General features: G+C 71.1%; 14 protein-coding genes and 1 pseudogene. 8 read left to right on the top strand and 7 right to left on the bottom strand.

Annotated features, from left to right (window positions below; all coding sequences use genetic code 11):
* Nucleotides 1–170: 170 nt before the first annotated feature.
* Nucleotides 171–1,586, top strand: coding sequence for a phytoene desaturase family protein (locus OOK07_RS03635; protein ID WP_266794948.1), 1,416 nt, complete (start codon nucleotides 171–173; stop codon nucleotides 1,584–1,586).
* Nucleotides 1,587–1,640: 54 nt separating this feature from the next.
* Here the strand turns inward: OOK07_RS03635 and OOK07_RS03630 are convergent, their stop codons facing one another.
* From OOK07_RS03630 to OOK07_RS03620, 3 genes are all read right to left on the bottom strand, one after another.
* The gene (locus OOK07_RS03630) at nucleotides 1,641–3,815 is read right to left on the bottom strand and encodes a GH92 family glycosyl hydrolase (protein WP_266794947.1); all 2,175 of its coding nucleotides are present in this window, start codon (nucleotides 3,813–3,815) and stop codon (nucleotides 1,641–1,643) included.
* Nucleotides 3,816–4,018: 203 nt separating this feature from the next.
* Nucleotides 4,019–5,467, bottom strand: coding sequence for an L-fucose/L-arabinose isomerase family protein (locus tag OOK07_RS03625; RefSeq protein WP_266794946.1), 1,449 nt, complete (start codon nucleotides 5,465–5,467; stop codon nucleotides 4,019–4,021).
* 35 nt (nucleotides 5,468–5,502) lie between these two features.
* Nucleotides 5,503–6,801, bottom strand: a complete 1,299-nt coding sequence (locus OOK07_RS03620) for an MFS transporter (RefSeq protein ID WP_266676884.1) — start codon at nucleotides 6,799–6,801, stop codon at nucleotides 5,503–5,505.
* 252 nt (nucleotides 6,802–7,053) lie between these two features.
* Between OOK07_RS03620 and OOK07_RS03615 the strand changes: the two genes are divergently transcribed.
* Complete coding sequence (locus OOK07_RS03615) at nucleotides 7,054–11,103, top strand: glycosyl hydrolase family 2 protein (RefSeq protein ID WP_266794945.1); 4,050 nt, start codon at nucleotides 7,054–7,056, stop codon at nucleotides 11,101–11,103.
* On the opposite strand, the gene OOK07_RS03610 is transcribed toward OOK07_RS03615, so the two are convergent.
* Nucleotides 11,086–12,105: a LacI family DNA-binding transcriptional regulator gene (locus tag OOK07_RS03610; protein ID WP_266794944.1), complete on the bottom strand. Its 1,020-nt coding sequence runs from the start codon at nucleotides 12,103–12,105 to the stop codon at nucleotides 11,086–11,088. The genes OOK07_RS03615 and OOK07_RS03610 overlap by 18 nt on opposite strands.
* Before the next feature lie 120 nt (nucleotides 12,106–12,225).
* On the bottom strand, nucleotides 12,226–12,567 hold the full coding sequence (locus OOK07_RS03605) for a cupin domain-containing protein (protein ID WP_266676881.1): 342 nt from the start codon (nucleotides 12,565–12,567) through the stop codon (nucleotides 12,226–12,228).
* Between the two features lie 172 nt (nucleotides 12,568–12,739).
* Here OOK07_RS03605 and OOK07_RS03600 point away from each other — a divergent pair, with 172 nt between their 5' ends.
* Entirely contained in the window at nucleotides 12,740–14,218 is a 1,479-nt protein-coding gene (locus tag OOK07_RS03600; protein ID WP_266676880.1) for a glutamate-cysteine ligase family protein, read from the top strand.
* Nucleotides 14,219–14,532: 314 nt separating this feature from the next.
* On the opposite strand, the gene OOK07_RS03595 is transcribed toward OOK07_RS03600, so the two are convergent.
* Complete coding sequence (locus tag OOK07_RS03595) at nucleotides 14,533–14,655, bottom strand: helix-turn-helix domain-containing protein (RefSeq protein ID WP_323178067.1); 123 nt, start codon at nucleotides 14,653–14,655, stop codon at nucleotides 14,533–14,535.
* Here OOK07_RS03595 and OOK07_RS43605 point away from each other — a divergent pair.
* The 3 genes and pseudogenes from OOK07_RS43605 to OOK07_RS03585 form a co-directional block, all read left to right on the top strand.
* Nucleotides 14,648–14,740: pseudogene (locus OOK07_RS43605) on the top strand (YceI family protein); the annotation flags it as partial. The gene OOK07_RS03595 and the pseudogene OOK07_RS43605 sit on opposite strands and share 8 nt — an antisense overlap.
* Before the next feature lie 116 nt (nucleotides 14,741–14,856).
* Nucleotides 14,857–15,009, top strand: coding sequence for a hypothetical protein (locus OOK07_RS03590; RefSeq protein ID WP_266794943.1), 153 nt, complete (start codon nucleotides 14,857–14,859; stop codon nucleotides 15,007–15,009).
* A 252-nt stretch (nucleotides 15,010–15,261) separates the two neighbouring features.
* Entirely contained in the window at nucleotides 15,262–15,504 is a 243-nt protein-coding gene (locus tag OOK07_RS03585) for a hypothetical protein (RefSeq protein WP_266676878.1), read from the top strand.
* Between the two features lie 204 nt (nucleotides 15,505–15,708).
* Here OOK07_RS03585 and OOK07_RS03580 read toward each other — a convergent pair whose 3' ends face one another.
* Nucleotides 15,709–16,008, bottom strand: a complete 300-nt coding sequence (locus OOK07_RS03580; RefSeq protein WP_266676877.1) for a hypothetical protein — start codon at nucleotides 16,006–16,008, stop codon at nucleotides 15,709–15,711.
* A 353-nt stretch (nucleotides 16,009–16,361) separates the two neighbouring features.
* Here OOK07_RS03580 and OOK07_RS03575 point away from each other — a divergent pair, with 353 nt between their 5' ends.
* Nucleotides 16,362–17,120: an IclR family transcriptional regulator gene (locus OOK07_RS03575; protein ID WP_266676876.1), complete on the top strand. Its 759-nt coding sequence runs from the start codon at nucleotides 16,362–16,364 to the stop codon at nucleotides 17,118–17,120.
* 128 nt (nucleotides 17,121–17,248) lie between these two features.
* Nucleotides 17,249–18,484: a PP2C family protein-serine/threonine phosphatase gene (locus OOK07_RS03570; protein ID WP_405673097.1), complete on the top strand. Its 1,236-nt coding sequence runs from the start codon at nucleotides 17,249–17,251 to the stop codon at nucleotides 18,482–18,484.
* Nucleotides 18,485–18,528: the final 44 nt, after the last annotated feature.

Genomic DNA, 18,528 nt, shown 5'->3' with positions numbered 1-18,528 from the left:
CGCCCGATTTGGCGCGCTGAAACAGCACTTGGCTGAGCCGGCCGTCTCATTGATCGTCGCCGTCGTCGGAGTGTGGCGAACGCGCGAATGGCTCGCCCCGGGTGGCGCCCCGGGTGGCGGCCCGGCCGGGATCGCAGGCAAGGTGGAGACCTGCGGAGAGGCAGGTGGAGATGACCACCGCGACCGTCGTGGGAGCCGGGCCCAACGGTCTGGCCGCCGCCGTAGCCCTGGCTCGCGCCGGTGTGCGGGTCACCGTGCTGGAGGCGGCGGACACGATCGGTGGCGGCACCCGTTCCGGCGAGGCGACCGTGCCGGGGCTGCTGCACGATCACTGCTCGGCCATCCATCCCATGGCCGTGGGCTCGTCGTTCCTGAACGAGCTGGGCCTCGACCGTCACGGTCTGCGCTGGGCGTGGCCGGACATCGACTGCGTGCATCCGCTGGACGGTGGCACGGCCGGGGTGCTGCACCGCTCGGTCGCCCGGACCGCCGCCGGTCTCGGCGCCGACGGCCGAGTCTGGCGTCGGCTGTTCCAGGGCCCTTCAGCGGCGTACGACACCTTCGGCGACGACATCATGGGCCCGCTTCTGCGCCTGCCCCGGCACCCGGTCCGGCTCGCCCGCTTCGGCGTTCCCGCGCTCGCCCCGGCGTCGCTGCTGGCGAAGGTGTTCAGGACGGAGGAGGCCCGGGGGCTGTGGGGCGGGGCCGCGGCGCACGCCTTCCATCCGCTGGAGCGGCCGTTCAGCGCGAGCATCGGGCTGGGCGTCGTCACCGCGGGACACCGCTACGGCTGGGCGGTCGCCGTGGGAGGCTCGCGCCGCATCACCGACGCCCTGGCGGCCCTCCTGCTCGAACTCGGCGGGAAGATCGAGACCGGCGTGCGGGTGCGGACCGTCGCCCAGCTTCCGCGCGCGGACGTGACCGTCTGGGACGTGGCGCCCAGGGCTCTCGCCGACGTCCTCGGCGATCTGCTGCCGGTCCGTATCGCCCGCGCCTACCGGCGCTACCGGCACGGACCGGGTGCCTTCAAGGTCGACTTCGCGGTCGAGCACGGAGTGCCCTGGCGGGCCGAGGCGGCGCGGCGGGCGGGGACGGTGCACGTCGGCGGCACGTACGCGCAGATCGCCGCCGCGGAGCGGGACATCCACGCCGGGCGGATGCCGGCCCGCCCCTTCGTCCTGGTCGGACAGCAGTATCTGGCCGACCCCTCGCGCTCGGTCGGCGACGTTCACCCCGTGTGGTCGTACGCCCATGTCCCGCACGGCTACACCGGTGACGCCAGGTCGGCGGTCATCGCGCAGATCGAGCGGTTCGCCCCCGGCTTCCGGGACCGCATCGTCGCCACCGCGGTACGCACCACGCGCGGGTTCGCCGAGTACAACCCCAACTTCGTCGGCGGCGACATCATGACCGGCGCCACGGACTTCCCGCAGCTCGTCCTCGGACCACGCCCCACCCTGCAGCCGTACGACACGGGGGTGCCCGGCCACTATCTGTGCTCCGCGGCCACCCCGCCCGGCGCCGGCGCACACGGAATGTGCGGAGCCCACGCCGCCGCGCGAGCCCTGCGCCACCTGCGTGCGTGACGCCGCGACGCCGACGGGCCGTCCCACGTCCGGGGCCGTGGACGTCGGACGCGGTCAGGGAGAGGCCAGCCGGTAGCGCAGCACACCGCTCCTGGTCGTGAAGTCGTCGGGAAGGAAAGAGGTGCTGACGGGGTGTCCGTCGAGCCTCAGCGATCGCACGCGGGTGTTCTCCGCCGACGCGCCGGGCGCCAGGACGGTCAGGGTGACCCCGTTGCCGCGACGCACCGTGGCGGCGGGGAAAAGGGGGCTGGCCAGGGCGAGTTGGGGGCTTCCCGGGATCTGCGGGTACATGCCGAGGCAGGCCCAGACGGCCCAGGACGACATCGCTCCCAGGTCGTCGTTGCCCACGAGACCGTCGGGCCGGTCGGCGAACAGGGCGACCAGGGCACGCCGCACGGTCGCCCGGGTGCGGTCGGGGCGGCCCACGTAGTCGTAGGCCCAAGGGACGTTGAAGGAGGGCTCGTTGCCGAGATAGGCGTACGGCTTCTCGGCCCCCGCGTTGAGCTGCGTGAAGAAGGTGTCCAGACGCGACGTGACCTCGGCGTCACCGCCCATCGCGGCGAACAGGGCGGGCAGGTCGTGCGGGACCATCCACGTGTACTGCGCCGCGTTGCCCTCGACGTAGTCCCCGCGCTGGGCGGGCGTGAACGGCGGCCAGGTACCGTCGGCCGCGCGGGGTTGCAGATAGCCGCTCGCCGGGTTGAACAGATGGCGCCAGTTGCCGGCGGCGCGCGTGAGGGCGGCCTGGGTGTCCGATTCGCCGAGGCGCCCGGCGAGATGGGCGAGTGCGGCGTCGGCCACGGCGTACTCCAGCGTGGTGGACGCGCTGCCCCAGACGCCCTTGGCCCCGGCCGGGACGTAACCCAGGCTGTCGTACTGCTGGTGCCCCGGTCGCTGCCGGTCGTCCTGCCGGCCCGCCACGGCCGTGCGCAGCAGCGCCTCGGCGTCGAAGTCCGTGCCGCCGAAGGCGTGGATCGCGGCGGCGATGGCAGGCAGCGGATCGCCGACCATGACGCCGGTACCGCCGTTCGCCAGCGTCCACCGGTCGAAGTACCCGGCCTGGCGGCCCTGTTCGAGGATCGACCGGGCGACGTCGGACGCCTCGCGCGGCGCGAGGAGCGCCAGTAGCTGGACCTGCGAACGGTAGACGTCCCAGCCGGAATAGTTCGCGTACTGCACGTGCCCGGGCCGGGTGCGGTGGACCCGGCCGTCCATCCCCCGGTAGCGGCCGTCGGTGTCGCTGAAGACGCTCGGGTGCAGCAGCGCATGGTAGAGCGCGGTGTAGAACACCCGGCGCTGGACCTCGGTGCCGCCGCGGACGGCGATCCTGCCGAGCCACTCGTTCCACCGGTTGCGCGCGGCACGCCGGACGACGTCGTACGAGCCACCGCCCTGCTCCACGACGGCGTTGCGGCGGGCAGCGGCGACGTCGACGAACGACACGCCCACCCGGGCGGTCACCGTACGGATTCCGGGCGCGAAGGAGACATACGCGCCGGACGTCTTCCCGTCCAGGGCCTCGGTATGGGCGAAGGGGTGGTCGAAGACGACGTGGAAGTAGAGCCGATAGCGGTTCGAGGAGCGGCAGAAGCCGCCACTGTCGGTGTATCCGGACAGGGTGCGCGAGCCGACGGTGATCCTTCCGGATGCCTTGTTGAACGCCCGGCCCGCATCAACGGTCAGCCCGGCCGGCTGCGCGGCGCTTGAGGGATAGGTGAAGCGGGCGATGCCGGAGCGCTGGGTGACCGAGATCCGCGTACGGATGCCGTTGTCGAACGTGACACCGTAACTGCCCGGCGACGCCTGTTCGTTGGCGTGGGAGAAGGTGGCGAAGCGAGCGGCTGGGTCCGCGTCCGGGCGGCCGGTGAGCGGCATGAACGGCACATTGCCGTAGTCGCTGCAGCCGGCGCCGGAGATGTGAGTGAGGCTGAAGCCCCGGATCCGGTTGTCCTTGTACGCGTATCCGCCGTGCTGGTGCGTGACCGTGTCGGGGCTCCACTGGACCCCGCCCAGCGCCGCCGAGGCACCGGGGAAGGTGTTCCCGGCCCCTCCGCCGTGCCCGAAGTCCGTGCCGCCCGGCGCTGTGCCGACGAACGGGTTGACGTAGCCGGCCGGATCCGCCGCGGCCCGTGAGGACTCGGCCGGGGACGGAGTGGAGGACGCAGCCTGGGCCGCTGGGGCCAGCAGGGCGGCCGAGGCCAGGGCAGCCGCGACAGGGTGCAGGCGCAAGAAGCTCTCCAAGAAACGGTGGGACGTCGCGGTGTCGTACGGCGACGGGGCTGCCCACCTTCTCTGCCGGACCGCGTGCTGGCGCGGCGCCTTGCCGTGGCACGGGCTGCGGATCAGGCTCACGGCGCAACGCACGGGCACGAAAAAGGGGAGTTCGGGGACACCGGGCGGGGCGGTGCTGCTCACCCGGGCGCCCGGCCCGCTCACACCTCTCTGTGGTCGATGCCGAGCAGGCTCGCCGCGGCCCGGAAGTCGGCGGTGTGCCTGCCGAGGGCGAGGGACCAGTGATGGCCGGTGCCCGTGGCACTCCACGCGTCGACCCACTCGCCCGGATCGCGGCCGAAGTCCACGCGGCTGGTGGTGTTGCCGATCTCCAGCAGGGGGCCGGGGACGACGGTGCCCTCGGAGGTGATGAACGACAGGCTGCCGTCGGCGTCCTGGCCGAGTGCGAGGAGGGTGACCGGGCCGTGCCGCACGTCGAACTCCACGCTGACGCCCCAGCCGCGCTTGCCGTGATAGACGCCGAGGCCCCGCAGCAACGGGTCACGGGCGCTCACGGCCAGGTGGGCCGGCCCGTCGTGCCCCATCTCCACCACACCGTCCTCGAAGTTCAAAGCCTGGATCTCGGTGAAGGAACCCCCGCCGCCGACACTCTGCGAGGCCAACTGGGCGACACTGGTGCGCAGTTCGTACTCACCGGCGGCGGGCACGCCCCGGGCGGTGAGCAGGGAGGCGCCCAGGATCATGCCCGCGCCCAGCCGTTCGTGCAGCTCGCCGTCGAGGCCGCGGTGGTAGTAGGCGAGCGTGTCGAGGCCGAAGTCCGCCACGAGCCGGTCGAGGGCGACGGACACGGTCGCCCCCCACGCGAAGTCCTCGTCCACCACGCTCTCGTCGAGGGTGAAGACCTGGCGGGCGAGCGCCATGCGGTCGCGGGTCTCCGCCTCGGTCACCTTCTCCACCCGGTGCCTCAGGTCGTCGAACTCCAGTACCTCGACGTGCGAGCCGAACGTCGTCGACAGCAGGGTCGGATCGGTCGAGACGTCGAGCATGCCGGGATACAGGTGCCCCATCAGCCCGTGCCGGGCGTGCCTGAGTGCGGCACGGACGTGTGCGGCGCGGATCCACTGCTCGATGCGCCGCCAGGCGGAATCCTGGTGCAGCCAGCCCGAGACCGACCGGAAGGGGATGCCGGCACGGCGGAAGACGTTGCCGATCTCGGGGACGGAGCACTGCGCGCAGTAGGCCAGCCAGTCACCGGTGCCGAAGGAGGCGTGGTCCATCCGCTCGGACGGTTGCAGGTCGATGACCAGCACGGGCGTGTGTGAACGCCGGGCGACCGGCAGCACCATCGACGAGGTCAGATACGTCGTCACGAAGAGCACGATCAGGTCGCAGTCGGCCCGGCGCAGCTCCTCGGCGGCGACGGCCCCCTCCTCGGCGTCCGAGACGAATCCGACGTCGGTCACCTCGGCGTCCATCCGCCGCAGGCGTTCGGCGACGTGTGCGGCCGACTCCTTCAGCTGGGGAAGGAGACCGGGGAACTGCGGCCAGTACGTGCCGAGTCCGCCGGCCACCAGGCCGATGCGGGTGCGGCGGCGGGGCACCGGCGGGAGCAACTCCCGGATGCGCGTGGAGTGTTCGGCGGTCGTCATGGCTCTGGGTGCTCCTTCTGAGGTCCGCTTCGGATTCACGCCCGGGCCGCTCCCAGATCCGCCGGAGCGGCAGCGGCGTCGGGGGAACGCCGCAGGAGCACACGGACGATGTAGACGCCCGCGAACGCCGACGCCGCCATGCAGGCGGTGATCGACCAGAGCAGGACGGACGCGCTGTACTCCATCAGGGCGGGCGTGACGAACGCGACGCCCGCGAAGACTCCGCGCGAAACGGCGTAGGTGAGGCCCTGGGTGGTGCCGCGGGTGTCCGGGGGCAGCGTGAGCTGCGACCACACCTTGTAACTGGCCTCCCCGGCAAAGGGGTTGGAGATCTGGTAGAGCACGAAGAAGACGAGCATGCCGACGAGGGCACCGGCCGTGAGGGAGGCGACGCAGAAGGCGGCGACCTGCACGACGGTGAACACGTAGAACAGCCGGTCGCGCCAGGGGGTGTCGGCGATCCGGACGAAGACGAAGGTCAGCACCAGGGCGATCGGGAGGAAGGCGAGGTTGATCCCGGTGGCCAGGCTCTGCGAGGCGCCGCTCACCGTGACCAGCAGATAGGTGCCGAACTGGCCGAAGGTGTTGGCGCCGACGCCCCAGGTGACGTAGTAGGCGAAGGTAGCGGCCATCGGCAACAGCGCGGCTCGGTTCCACACGTTCCTGAGCTCGGTGCCGCCCGGTGCGGGCGCCGCGGCCGGTTCCCGGGTCACCTCCGTGTCCGGCGGTTCGGCGTCGGGCCGCAGACGGGAGCGGAGCTGCCAGGTGACCAGTGCGGCGACGGCCAGATGGCCGGTGATGAGCCGCGCCCCGACCATGCCCGAGTCCGACAGGAGGTAGCCGAGGAAGATCACTACGACGATGCCGGCCACCCACATGACCTGGGTGAAGGACACGAGGCGTGCCCGGCCTTCGACGGGCGCGGCGTCCGAGACCACGGCCAGGGACGTCGGCAGATCGGCGCCGGCCGCGAGGCCGGCCACGAGCACACCGCAGAAGAGCACGATGTCGTTCGGCGCCAGGGTGATGACGATCGCGCCCAGCGCGAAGCAGAAGATGTCCCAGTTGTAGACACGGCGGCGCCCGAACATGTCGGCCAGCCGTCCGCCGACGAGGGAGCCGACGGCGATGCAGCCGGTGACGATCGCGCTGATCGCGCCCGCCATCCACACGCCCATGTCGTAACTGTCGCGGTAGATGGACAGGTTGACTGCGATGCTGACGATGAGAGCGGCGTCGAGGTAGGACGCCATGCCCGACAGGGCCGCGACCTTCCACAGCCGCCAGGGGATGGGTTGTTCGGAGCGTTCGGGGACAGTCGGGGTTCGGACCATGATGCGACTCCGTCGTCTGGGGATGGGCCGAGCGGAGGGGAGCGTCGCGGCTCTGGGCCGGGCTGCGGTGAATATAGGGTTCAAAAAACGTTACAACAAGACCTCTTGCGCACATCCACGGGAAACGCCGGGTCCGTGGGGTCGCCGCCGTATGTCTGGCGCGGATGCCGCAGCTTGTCTACGGTGAAGTGCATGTAAAACGTTTTTCAGATCCGTGAAGGTGTCCGGGCCGAACTCGGAAGGACCGCAGCCGTGATCTCGCCGTCCCTGCAGCAGCTGTTCGAGGATCCGCCCCGGGACTTCGGCCCCACGCCGCTGTGGTGGTGGTCGGGTGCGAAGGTCACCCGCGAGCGTCTCACCTGGCAGATGCGCAGGTTCGCCGACGGCGGCGTCCACAATCTCGTGGTGATCAACCTGGCACCGGCCGGGCCGGGTTTCGGCGCCCGGGCCGACGAACCGGCGTGGTTCGGCGAGGAGTGGTGGGAACGCTTCACCGACGCCTGCAGGGTCGGCCGTGAGCTGGGCACACGCCTGTGGTTCTACGACCAGATCGGGTTCTCGGGCGCCAACGTCCAGGGCGGCGTCACGCGTCGGCGGCCCGAGGCGGCAGGCCTCGCCCTGCGCACCTGCCGCGCGACGGTCGCCAAGGGCGCCGTCGCGCTGCGGAGTTCGGAGACCCTGGTGGGCGCGTACACCACGGACGGCCGCCGCCTGCCCGACACCGATCCCGGCACCGACCCCGGCGCGTACACCGGCACCGACCCCGGTGCCGGCAGCCGTACTCAGCGGATCGCCGCCGCGGAGGGCAGTGAGATCCAGCTCGTCACCGCCGTCCCCACGGCCTTCGACTACCTGGACCCGTCGGCCGTCGGCCTGCTGATGGACGCCGTCCACCACGAGTTCGACCGCCGGGTCCCCGAGTACCTGGGCAATGTCGTCGCGGGCAGCTTCCAGGACGAACTGCCCGGCACCAACTCCTTCAGCCGCCGCTTCCTGGGGGAGTTTCGCGCCCGCCGCGGCTACGACCTGCTCGACCACCTGCCGGTCCTCTTCGAGGAGACGGCAGCCCTCCGCGAAGAGCAGGCGGGGGCGGCGAAGATCCGCGCCGACTACTACGCGGTCCGCGCCGAACTCACCGAAGAGGCCCTGTTCAAACCCCTCGCCGCCTGGCACGACGAACGCGGCATGCTCATCGGCTGCGACCAGAGCCACCCCGCGCGCTCCGGCCACCCCGCCCAGTCCACACAGATCTACACGGACTACTTCCGCACGCACCGCTGGTACGGCGCCGCGGGCAGCGACCACCACGGAGATTCCAAGGTCCACTCCTCCATGGCGCACCTCTACGGGCACGAGCGCGTCTGGATCGAGGCGTTCCACTCCTCCGGCTGGGGCGGCACCCTGGAGGACACCTACGACTGGCTCCTGCCGTTCCTGCGCAGCGGCGCCAACCTGTACAACCCGCACGCCAGTTACTTCGGCACCGCGGGCGGCTGGTTCGAGTGGGCGCCGCCGTCCACCGACTGGCGCCAGCCCTACTGGCAGCAGTACCCCGCGTTCTCGCGGGCCGTCGCCCGGATCTGCTCCCTCATGTCCTGGGGCACCTACAGCGCCGACGTGGCCGTCCTGCACCCCACCGCCACCATGCAGGCCCTCATCCCGTTGGACGCGCCCATCAAGCACTTCGGCGACGGACGCCTCGGCGAGGGGCACGCCGGCGTGGACGAGACGCAGGAGCACTACCTGGACCTGTGCGGCACCAACAACTGGCTGCGGCCCCGCGTCGGGGCCCTGGACCGGCACCGCGTCTCCTTCGATGTCATCGACGACTCCTCGGTGCAGCGGGCCGTAGCCGCCGACGGCGCCCTGCGCATCGGGGACCCGCGCGCCGAAGGCCTGGCCTACACCGCGGTACTGCTGCCCTCCGTGAGCGTCCTGGAGGAGGATACGGCGCGACGGCTCACCGAACTGCTCGACGCCGGCGGCCGGGTGGTGGCCCTGGGCCGTCCGCCCGAGGCCGCGGCCGGCCTCGCCGGTGACGACACCGTCGTAGCGGCGCTGAGCGCGCACCGGAGGCTGGAGCGCGCGAGCGGCGCCGAGGCCGCGGCGGCAGCCGTGGCCGGCACCGCCGGAAACGCGACGGGTGACGTCCCGCTCCTCGTCAGGAGGAACGGCGAGACGGCGATCGCCCTGGTGACCGGGGCCTTCCCGGACGCCCGTACGCATCCCCCCAGGGGCAACCATGACATCGACCCGGCCCGCTACGCCCCCACCAGGTCCGTCACCGTGCCCGCCCCCGTCGCCGAGGCCGAGGTGTGGAACCCGGCGACCGGCACCCGGCGCCCCGCGCGCGTCACCGTCTGCGCAGGCGTCTCGACCATCGAGGTGCAACTGGAAGGCGCCCCAGCCGTACTGGCCGTATGGCGCGAGGGCACCCCGACGGCACCGACGCCCACGCCGGCACCCCGCCCGGCCCGGACCGTCGACGTGTCGAACGGCTGGGAAGGCCGCCTGGTGGCCACCATGGACAACACCTGGGGCGACCTTGCGCTGCCCGCCGCGTCGTCCGTCGACGTGCCGCAGATCTGGACCGTGCGGTGGACCGAGTCCGATGCGACTGACGCGCCCTGGGAGGAGATTCGGGCGACGTACGGCAACCGGGCGCGCGTTCTGCCCCCGATGCACGCCGCGAAGGCCCCCGAAGCGCTGGACCCCGCGTCCGTCGCACGGGTGCTGGCCGGAGAGCTGCCGCTGGTGCCCTGGGACGAGAGCTGGGCCGTGGCGCTGTTCTCGTCGAGCCGCGGCATCCTCGATCCGGACGGCCTGCTGGGCAACAAGGGGCTCGTGACGGAGGAGTTCGTGCGTGTCCCGGTGCCGGGTCCGCACACCGTCGCGCGCGTCCGGACGATCGTCGAGACGGGCCACCGGGGGCCGGCCGATCTGCATGTGGGCGCGGCGGCGGCCAAGCGCGTGTGGTGGAACGGCGAGCGGCAGGAATCGGGCAGCGGGTATCTGGCGTCCGCCCGCGTGCAGGTGGAACAGCGCCGCAACGTCCTGGAGTACGAGCTGTCCGACGCCGAGGACCGCCCGTCGCTGATCTCGGCCAAAGCGCATGCCCCACTGGGCAGTTACTTCTGTCTGTCGCGCCCGGACGGGTTCGCACGGCGTCCCCGGTTCATGTGTCTGCCCGAGGGTGTACGACCTGACGGCGGGGTCACCTACCGCGGACGCCTGCGCGCTGCGGACGACGGTGCGCGAGCCGTGCTCGTGGTGGGTGCCGCCGTGGGGGTCACGGTGCTGCTCGACGGTGCCGTCGTGGCGAGGCAGGAGAAGGTGGAGTACTACGAGTCCGACTGGGGCGCGGTGCCGATGTTCTTCCGCCATGAACTGCCCCTCGGGGCGGGTGATCACGTGCTCGACGTCGTGGCCGACAGCGCCCGCGAACGGGACGCGGTGTTCGTCGACTTCGTGGCCCGCTCGGGGTCCGCGGCGACCGCGCTGGTCAGCGGAGCCGGCTGGCAGGCCGAGACGGGCGCGTGGCGTGGACGCACCGTCGAACACGAGGGCAGGTGGGGGGAGTTGCAGCACTGCCATGCCGCGGTAAGGCCGCACCCGCTGCCGGACACCGAATGGCTCACCGGCGCACCCGTGCTCGGCACCCCCGTACTGCCGCTGCGGTCCACCGACGACGTCCGCGAGCGCGCCCAGCGTTTCAGCTTCACCGCGCCTTCGGGCACCGTCGCGCTCGATCTCCCGCTGGAGCTGCCCGCGCGGGTCAAAGTCGCAGACGAAGCCGAACTATCGCTCGTCGGAGAGACACTGACGCTACCTCAACCTCTCCGGGAGGCAACGGAGTTCGAGGTCGTCACCGCGCCCACGGCTCTGATGCGGGGCGGCTCGGCCTGGCGCGGGCCGGTGCGTGTCCATACCGTGCCGGCGCCGATCGAGCTGGGGGAGTGGGGGGCGCTGGGACTGGGCAGCTGGAGCGGCGGAGTCATGTACTCGCGCGACGTGGACGTGCCTGCCGGGCCGGACCCGGAACTCGATCTGGGACGGGTGCGTGGCAGTGTCGCGGTCCGTGTCGACGGCGAACCCGTCGGCGAGGCGTTCTGCGCTCCCTACCGTTTCGCGCTGCGAGGGGCCGCCGGGCGCACCGTAAGGATCGACGTGACCGTCCACAACACGCTGGCCCCGTATCTCGCCGCAGCAACTCCGACCGCCTGGGCGTTCCCGTCCCAGCTCACCTCGGGCCTGCTGGGACCGGTGACGCTGCGCAGCCGGGGCTCAGTCGGCGGAAAGTGACAGGGTGGAGTCCCGCAGGACCAGGCCGGGCGCGAACACCCTTGCCTCATGGGTGTGTTCGGCGCGGGCCTCCACCTCGTCGAGCAGCATCTCCACGGCCGCCCTGCCGAGATCCTCGACGGGCTGCCGGACCGTCGTCAGGGTCGTCCCCACGAAACTCGCGATGTCGAGGTCGCCGTACCCGACCACCTGTACGTCCTCGGGAACCTTCACGCCCCGCTCGGCCAGCCCGCGGCACAGCCCGGCGGCGAGGAAGTCGTTGGTGCAGAACACCCCGTCGGGCAGATCGCCGAGTTCACGGGCGATGTCCGTGCCGTACGCCACCGTCATCTCCTCGGCGACCACCTGCCCCAGCCGCGCCTCACGTCGGCTGCGCACGGCCTGCCGGGCGCCCTGGTACCGGTCCGCGCACTGCCGTATCGCGCGCTCCCCGTTCACCACCAGGATGTCGCGCGCCCCGCAGTCCAGGAGGTGCTGCACGGCGGCACGGCCGCCGGCGATGTCGTCGACGGAGACGGAACAGCCGTCCTGGGCCGGTATCGCACGGTCCGCCAGAACCAGCGGGATGCCCCGCTCGCGCAGCCGTGACAGCCGGGTGGGGTCGGCGCTGAGCGGGACGACCACGACGCCGACGGACCGCTGTTCGACCAGCATGCTGAAGTAGCCCTGCTCACGCTCCGGTTGGTCCCCGCTGTGGCAGAGCACCAGCGCATAGCCGTGGTCGTACGCCGCGTCGGCGGCCCCGCGGGCGATGCGCGCGTAGAAGGAGTTGGTCACGTCGGGCAGGACCAGGCCGATGGAGGAGGTGTGTCCCGTGCGCAGTCCGGCGGCGCCCGGATGCGGGACGTAGTCGAGTGCCGCCACCGCGTCGCGGACCCGCTCGGCGGTGCGGGCGTTGACTCGCTCCGGGCGGTTCAGCACGTTCGACACCGTGGACACCGAGACCCCGGCGGCGGCTGCGACGTCCTGGATGCGGGCGGGGCGAACCGGAATGGCGTCCACCCCCTCGCTGTGACAGCCGTGCGGCCAGGCGCGACGTGGTCTGGACAGGCGACGCAAGTCTACCCCCGGCGGCCTCTGGAACGTTTTTCAACCGCCATCGGCGTACCGTGCTCGCCGCCGTCAGGGGCGCCCTCGCCTGACGAGCATCAGTACGCCCTCCGTGCTCGTCCACGGACCGTGCTCCATTCCCGGATGCCGGTAGGCGTACATCCCCGCGGTGAACGTCTCGCCCAGGCGCAGGTCGGTCAGGGAACCCTCGACGACGTACACCTCCTCGAAGAAGTCGTGACGGACGGGCCCTTGCGCGCTGGTGTCCGTCTCCGGCTCGTACCGCTGGAGCACGGTCGCGTCCTCGCTGTCCGGATCCTCCGCCAGCACCTGTTCCCAGACGCCGTCGGGCGACCCGGGCGGCCGGCGCCAGGGGGCTTCGGGACGGTGGAACTCGGACTGCGGTCTGCTCATCGGGCCTGTCCCCTCGTGGTGTCGACCGAGTTCAGCACAGTTGCCGCGCCATTCACCCTCTGTCGTACCCGTGAGCGCGTTCCGTGACCGCCGCGTCGCCGGGTGTGCCGGAAGGGTTCGAGGTGGGACGCTTGGACGGGAGGTATCCGCCGAGGGGACTCCGGAGGGCCCGATGGGACGAGACGTACCGGCCCTGGTCTTCACGCGGGAGGACCGCCGTCAGTACCGGGAGAAGATGCACACCTGCCTCGACGTGCTCGCGCAGATGCTGCGCGAGTCGGGCTTCGAGAGTGAGCGCCCCCAGGTCGGGCTGGAGATCGAGCTCAACCTGGTGGACGGTGACGGGCTGCCCGCGATGCGGAACACCGATGTGCTGCAGGCGATCGCCGACCCCGCCTGGTCGAGCGAGCTGGGCCGCTTCAACCTGGAGATCAACCTCCCGCCCCGGCAGCTCACGGCGGGCGGCCCCGGCTCCTGGGAGCAGGCGATCCGCGACGCCCTCAACCACGCCGAGGAACGCGCCGCTGCCGTGGGCGCACACCTGATCATGATCGGGATTCTGCCGACCCTGGGGGAGTCGCACGTGGGCGAGTCCGCCCTGTCCGGCGATCCGCGCTATCGACTGCTCAACGAGCAGATCTTCGCGGCACGGGGCGAGGACCTGCGGATCCGGGTGGACGGCGTGGAGCGGCTGTCGATGTACGCCGACGCCATCACCCCGGAGGCCGCCTGCACGAGCACCCAGTTCCATCTGCAGGTCGCCCCCAAGGAGTTCGCGGACTACTGGAACGCGGCGCAGGCCGTCGCGGGTGTGCAGATCGCCCTGGCGGCCAACTCGCCCTTCCTTTTCGGCAGGGAGCTGTGGCGCGAGACCCGTATCCCCCTGTTCGAGCAGGCCACCGACACCCGGCCCCAGGAGATCAAGGCTCAGGGAGTACGGCCCCGGGTGTGGTTCGGGGAGCGGTGGATCACCAGCGTCTTCGACCTCTTCGAGGAGAACGTCCGCTACTTCCCGGCGCTTTTGCCCCTGTGTGACGAAGAGGACCCGCAGGAGGCGCTGGACGGCGGCGGCGTTCCGCAACTGGGCGAACTGACGCTCCACAACGGCACGATCTACCGGTGGAACCGGCCCGTCTACGCCGTCACCGACAGCGGCCCGCATCTGCGCATCGAGAACCGCGTCCTGCCCGCAGGCCCCACCGTGGCCGACATCATCGCCAACGGCGCCTTCTACTACGGCCTGACCCGCGCCCTCGTCGACGAGGACCGCCCGGTGTGGTCACGGATGTCCTTCTCGGTCGCCGAGGAGAACCTGCACGCCGCGGCCCGCGACGGCATCGAAGCCCGCCTGTACTGGCCCGGCAGCGGCGAAGTGCCGGTCACGGAGCTGGTGTTGCGGCGTCTGCTGCCCCTGGCCCACCGGGGCCTCGAACTGGCAGGCCTGGACGCCACATGGCGCGAACCCATGCTCGGCATCATCGAGCAGCGCTGTGTCACCGCCCGCAACGGCGCCCTGTGGCAGGCGGAGACGGTCCACCACCTGGAGAAGACCGGCGCCGGCGACCGCCATGAGGCGCTGCGACGGATGACCACGACGTACATGGACTACATGCACCTGAACGCGCCCGCGCACACATGGCCCGTGGACTGACCGGCGACCGGCCCATGACCGGAACAGGCGGCCCCCGAGCCGGGGTGTAGCCCGATCGCAGGGGCGACGTGCATCGCGCCGCGGTGCCCACCGTCCTTCCCGGTGCAAGGGGGCAGGTCGGAACGGTGACGGTGCGCGTGGCGGAGTCGAGCCGAGGGTTCGACGGGTTAGTGGCTGCTGGGCATCACGGCGGTGGCGTCGGGTTCATCTGCGGGATACGGGATACGGGATACGTGCTCGCCGAACGGGGCGTCCCCTGACGCCCGTCCGGGGCCGGCGCGGCGCAGGCTCGGTGCCGCGATGGATCTTCCGCTTCAGATGCGATAGCTCCGCGGCATCCGGTACAGCGTGGCGCGGGCGATGCCCAGGGTCGCCGCCGCGCAGGCCTTGTTGCCGCCGTGGAGGCACAGGGCCTCCAGGACGGCGGGGCGCGGCATCGCGGTGGTCGGACCCACGGTCCAGCTGGAGCTCGACGTCCAGGCCATGCACCGTACGCGCGACACCCCGACGCCGCCGGAGTAGCACCTCGTCCGGCGCCTCAACTGCCTGCGTACGACGGCCATTTGACTGTGGCTTTACTCTCGACGGTAGGGTAATGTGCAGGTAAAGGGAAGTTCGCGACAGTCAAGGAGGCAACGGTGTTCGATCTGCGGACAGAGGCGGAGATGAGGCTGCACTCGGAGAGGACGGCCAGGGAACTCGCCCTGAAGAAGGAGGGTGAGGTCGCTCCGGCGTCACGTGAGGCCGACCGTGAGAGTGCGAGCGACGAGACGCAGTCGCCGCCGACATAGAAGCGGCGTCGCTGTGTGACCACTGCGAATCCGAGGAGGTGAGTGCGGCCGGCGGGACGGGCCGTGACTCCCTCCTCTTTTGCGTGCCTCGGCGTGATGGAGCCCGGGCCGGGCCGCGCCGGTGCGCCGCCCGATTATGGGCCGACATGGCGTAACGACAGGCCCAAGATCCCAAATTACTACTCGCTGCATGTATAACCTCACGCCAAGTAGCTGTCCAGGGCTTCGTGCCCGGTGAGAAAGGGTCAAACCATGCGCACGTTCCAGCGCGCTGCCGTCGTGGCTGCCGCAGTTGCGGGTCTCTCCGTCCTCGGTGTTGGCGTCGGCTTCGCCGACGACTCCGACGGCCCGCGTCAGGGCACCGTGATGACGTTCCCGGTGTACTCCACCCCGCAGGCCGACACCAAGAAGGACATGTCGGAGGAGGGGCCCAAGTACGTTCTGCCGGAGTTCGATCTCGGCGCGTTCCTGCCGTCGTTCGCCACCGCCAAGTAGCGAAGCCCGGAGCGCTGTAGGCAGCCCGGTCGCGCAGCAGGCCCGTCAGGGTGCGCGCCCGGGCTGCAGCGCGTCGATGGCAGGACATTGAGACGCGGTCGGTGAATGCCGGAACGGATGTTTTCCGTTCCGGCATTTCTGTTTTCCGATACCAAATGCGCGGTGCCCCGGCTTGTGGCCGGGGCACCGCCGTGAGGTTCTGCCCTACTTGCCGACGGCGTTGTTGCAGCCCATGTCCGAGCCCAGCCCGGTGTCCTGGGCGCCGCTGTTGCCCTCGCCGTTCAGCCCGCTGCCGAGGACGCCGTCGAGCAGCCCGACCTGGCCGAGGACGTCGAGGTTCAGGTCGTGCGAACGGCACGTGGTGCTCTGCAGGACGCTGTACTGACTGCCGCCTCCGCCCGAACCCGCGCCGCCCTGGCCTCCGTCGGCGTGGGCGGCGCCGCCGGCCAGTCCGACGGTCCCGAGAACCGCGAACAGGACGGCAGCGTTGCGAAGCTTGTGCATGTCATCTCCGGTGGAGTGAAGTGGATGCGACCTGAGACAGATCGACTTCGTTCAGTTGGGGAGATTAATGAGGAATATCCCCAAAATGCCCCGCGGCGCGCCGAATTCCGGTAACCCTCAATGCCCCTGGTCGAAGCCCCGGAAAATGCATACCGGAAGGGAACCGCGACCCCGGCATATCTTGGGATAATTCCAATTGGGCCGTGTTCCCGGCGGGTTGGCGTGCGCCCCACGCCCTCGGTGCGCTACCTGGCGCAGGGCCGCACGCGGTTCCCGTCCGGGCCGCGGAAGCCGATCTCGCGCCCCGCCCCCTCTCGCTTGCCCACCCCGGGTACCTGACGCACCCTGGACCTATGGGTGGGCACGAGGGCCCAACGCTGATCACGTCCGTCCAGCGGGCCTTCCGGCTGCTGGAGGCGGTGAGCGCGCACGAGAACGGCGCGCCGGCGAAACAGCTGGCACGGGAGACCGGGCTGCCCCTGGCCACCGCCTATCACCTGCTGCGGACACTCGTCCACGACGGATATCTGCGGAAGCTGGGCGACGGCGGGTTCATCCTCGGGGACAAGCTGCAGACGTTCCAGACCATGGGCCGCGGGCAGGCGCTGCTCAGCAGGGTCCGCCCGACTCTCGCCGCCCTGCGGGACGAGCTGGCCACCGCCGCCTACCTGACCTTCTATGAGGACGGCGAGATCCGGGTCGCCGAGATCGTGGACAGTCCCCGGGCGCCCCGCGTCGACCTGTGGGTGGGTTTCGAGGACGCGGGGCACGCCACGGCGCTGGGCAAGTCCGTGCTGCGGGAGCTGGACGGCGACGCCCGCAAGGACTATCTCTCCCGGCACCACCTCGCCGACCTCACCCCTCGGACGATCACCAGCCTGCCGGCACTGCTCCGGCTACTGGACTCCTCACCCGTGGCTCCGGCCGTGATGGACATGGAGGAGTACACCCTGGGCACGGTCTGTGTCGCCGTACCCGTCTACAGCGGGGACACGCTGGGCTCGCTCGGGGTCTCCCTGCCCACGGATCGCGTCTCCCGGCTGCCGGAGATCAGGGACCGCCTGATCTCCACCGCGAGCCGCGTGACCAGGAGCCTTTCGCTCACTATCTGAAAATCCTCTCCTTGTGACATCCGGGCCCAACCCGTTTCCTGGATGAAACGGGCATTTCGGCAATGCGTCCCGTACTCAGCTCAGAACCCGCTCAGCACCCGTACACAGAAGAGGACTGCGGAAGACACATGAGTCAGGCCCGAGACCATGGCGGCGGCCGTCGGCCGACACGGCCGTTCAGGAACCGAGTGGCCGGTCCCGTGGCCTCGGCCAGGCGTGCCGTCGCACAGCTGGCCGCCGGCGCGCCCGTCCTGCCCGTACTGATCGTCTCGGTGATCGTGCTGGCCGACCTCGCGGGCGGAGCGGGGATGATCTGGCTGCCGATGCTCACCGCCGGGCCCGCCCTGGCCGCCACCACCAACGGGCCGCGCGGTGTCCTGTGCGTAGGCCTCCTCGCCGCGGTGCTGGGCGCGACGCTCGGCAGCCGGGACGGAGTTCCGGACCGGGAACTCGCGGCCGTGCTGTCCGCCCTGATGGCCGTCACCCTCGCGAGTGCCCTGACCGGCGTGCTGCGCCGCCGCCGCGAACGCGTGCTCGCGGCCGTCCGCTCGGTCGCGGAGACCGCCCAGCACGTGCTGCTCAAGCCCGTGCCGGCGTCTGTCGGCCCCTTCCAGGTCGCCGTCCGCTACAGCGCCGCGGCCGCCGAGGCCCGTATCGGTGGGGATCTCTACGCGCTGATCCCCACGCCGTACGGTGTGCGGCTGATCGTCGGCGATGTGCGCGGCAAAGGCCTGCCGGCCGTGGGCACCGCCGCGCTGGTGCTCGGAGTCTTCCGCGAGGCGGCCTACGACGAGCCCGATCTGCTCGCCGTCGTCGACAGGATCGAGCGGAGCCTCGCACGTAATCTCGGCGGCGACGACTTCGTCACCGCCGTGGTCGCCGGATATCCGAGGCCGGGACAGCTGGAGGTGGTGAACTGCGGACACGCGCCGCCGCTGCTGGTGCGTGCGTCCGGGAGCGTCGCGGCGGTGGAGCCTACGCAGCCGGCCCCGCCCCTCGGGCTGCGTGCCCTTGCGCCTCATACCCCCGGCCTCCAGGTTCTGCCCTTCACCGACGGGGACCAGCTGCTGCTCTACACCGACGGGGTCACCGAGGCCCGGGACCACGACCGCGCGTTCTATCCCCTTGACGAAGGGCTGGCACGCCACGTGTCCGACGACCCGGCGCGCACCCTCGGCGCGCTCCACGAAGAACTCCTCGCACACGTGGGCGGCCGGCTGCACGACGACGCGGCACTGCTCCTGATCCGCAAACCGGCGCCGTCCGAGCGCGCGCCCCTAGCCGGTACCCGAAGCGACACGGTGGCACCGCGGACGACTTCCTGCGCTCCCGTCTGCAAGCCCCTTGAGGGAACAGCGAGTTGACCGTGGTTGACAGCAGGTGACGGCCGTCCGGTGATCTGTCAGCA

The sequence above is a fragment of the Streptomyces sp. NBC_00078 genome (assembly GCF_026343335.1).
Classification (GTDB): domain Bacteria; phylum Actinomycetota; class Actinomycetes; order Streptomycetales; family Streptomycetaceae; genus Streptomyces.
Note: the sequence above shows the minus strand (reverse complement) of the source record. Positions and strands in the feature narration are given on the sequence as shown.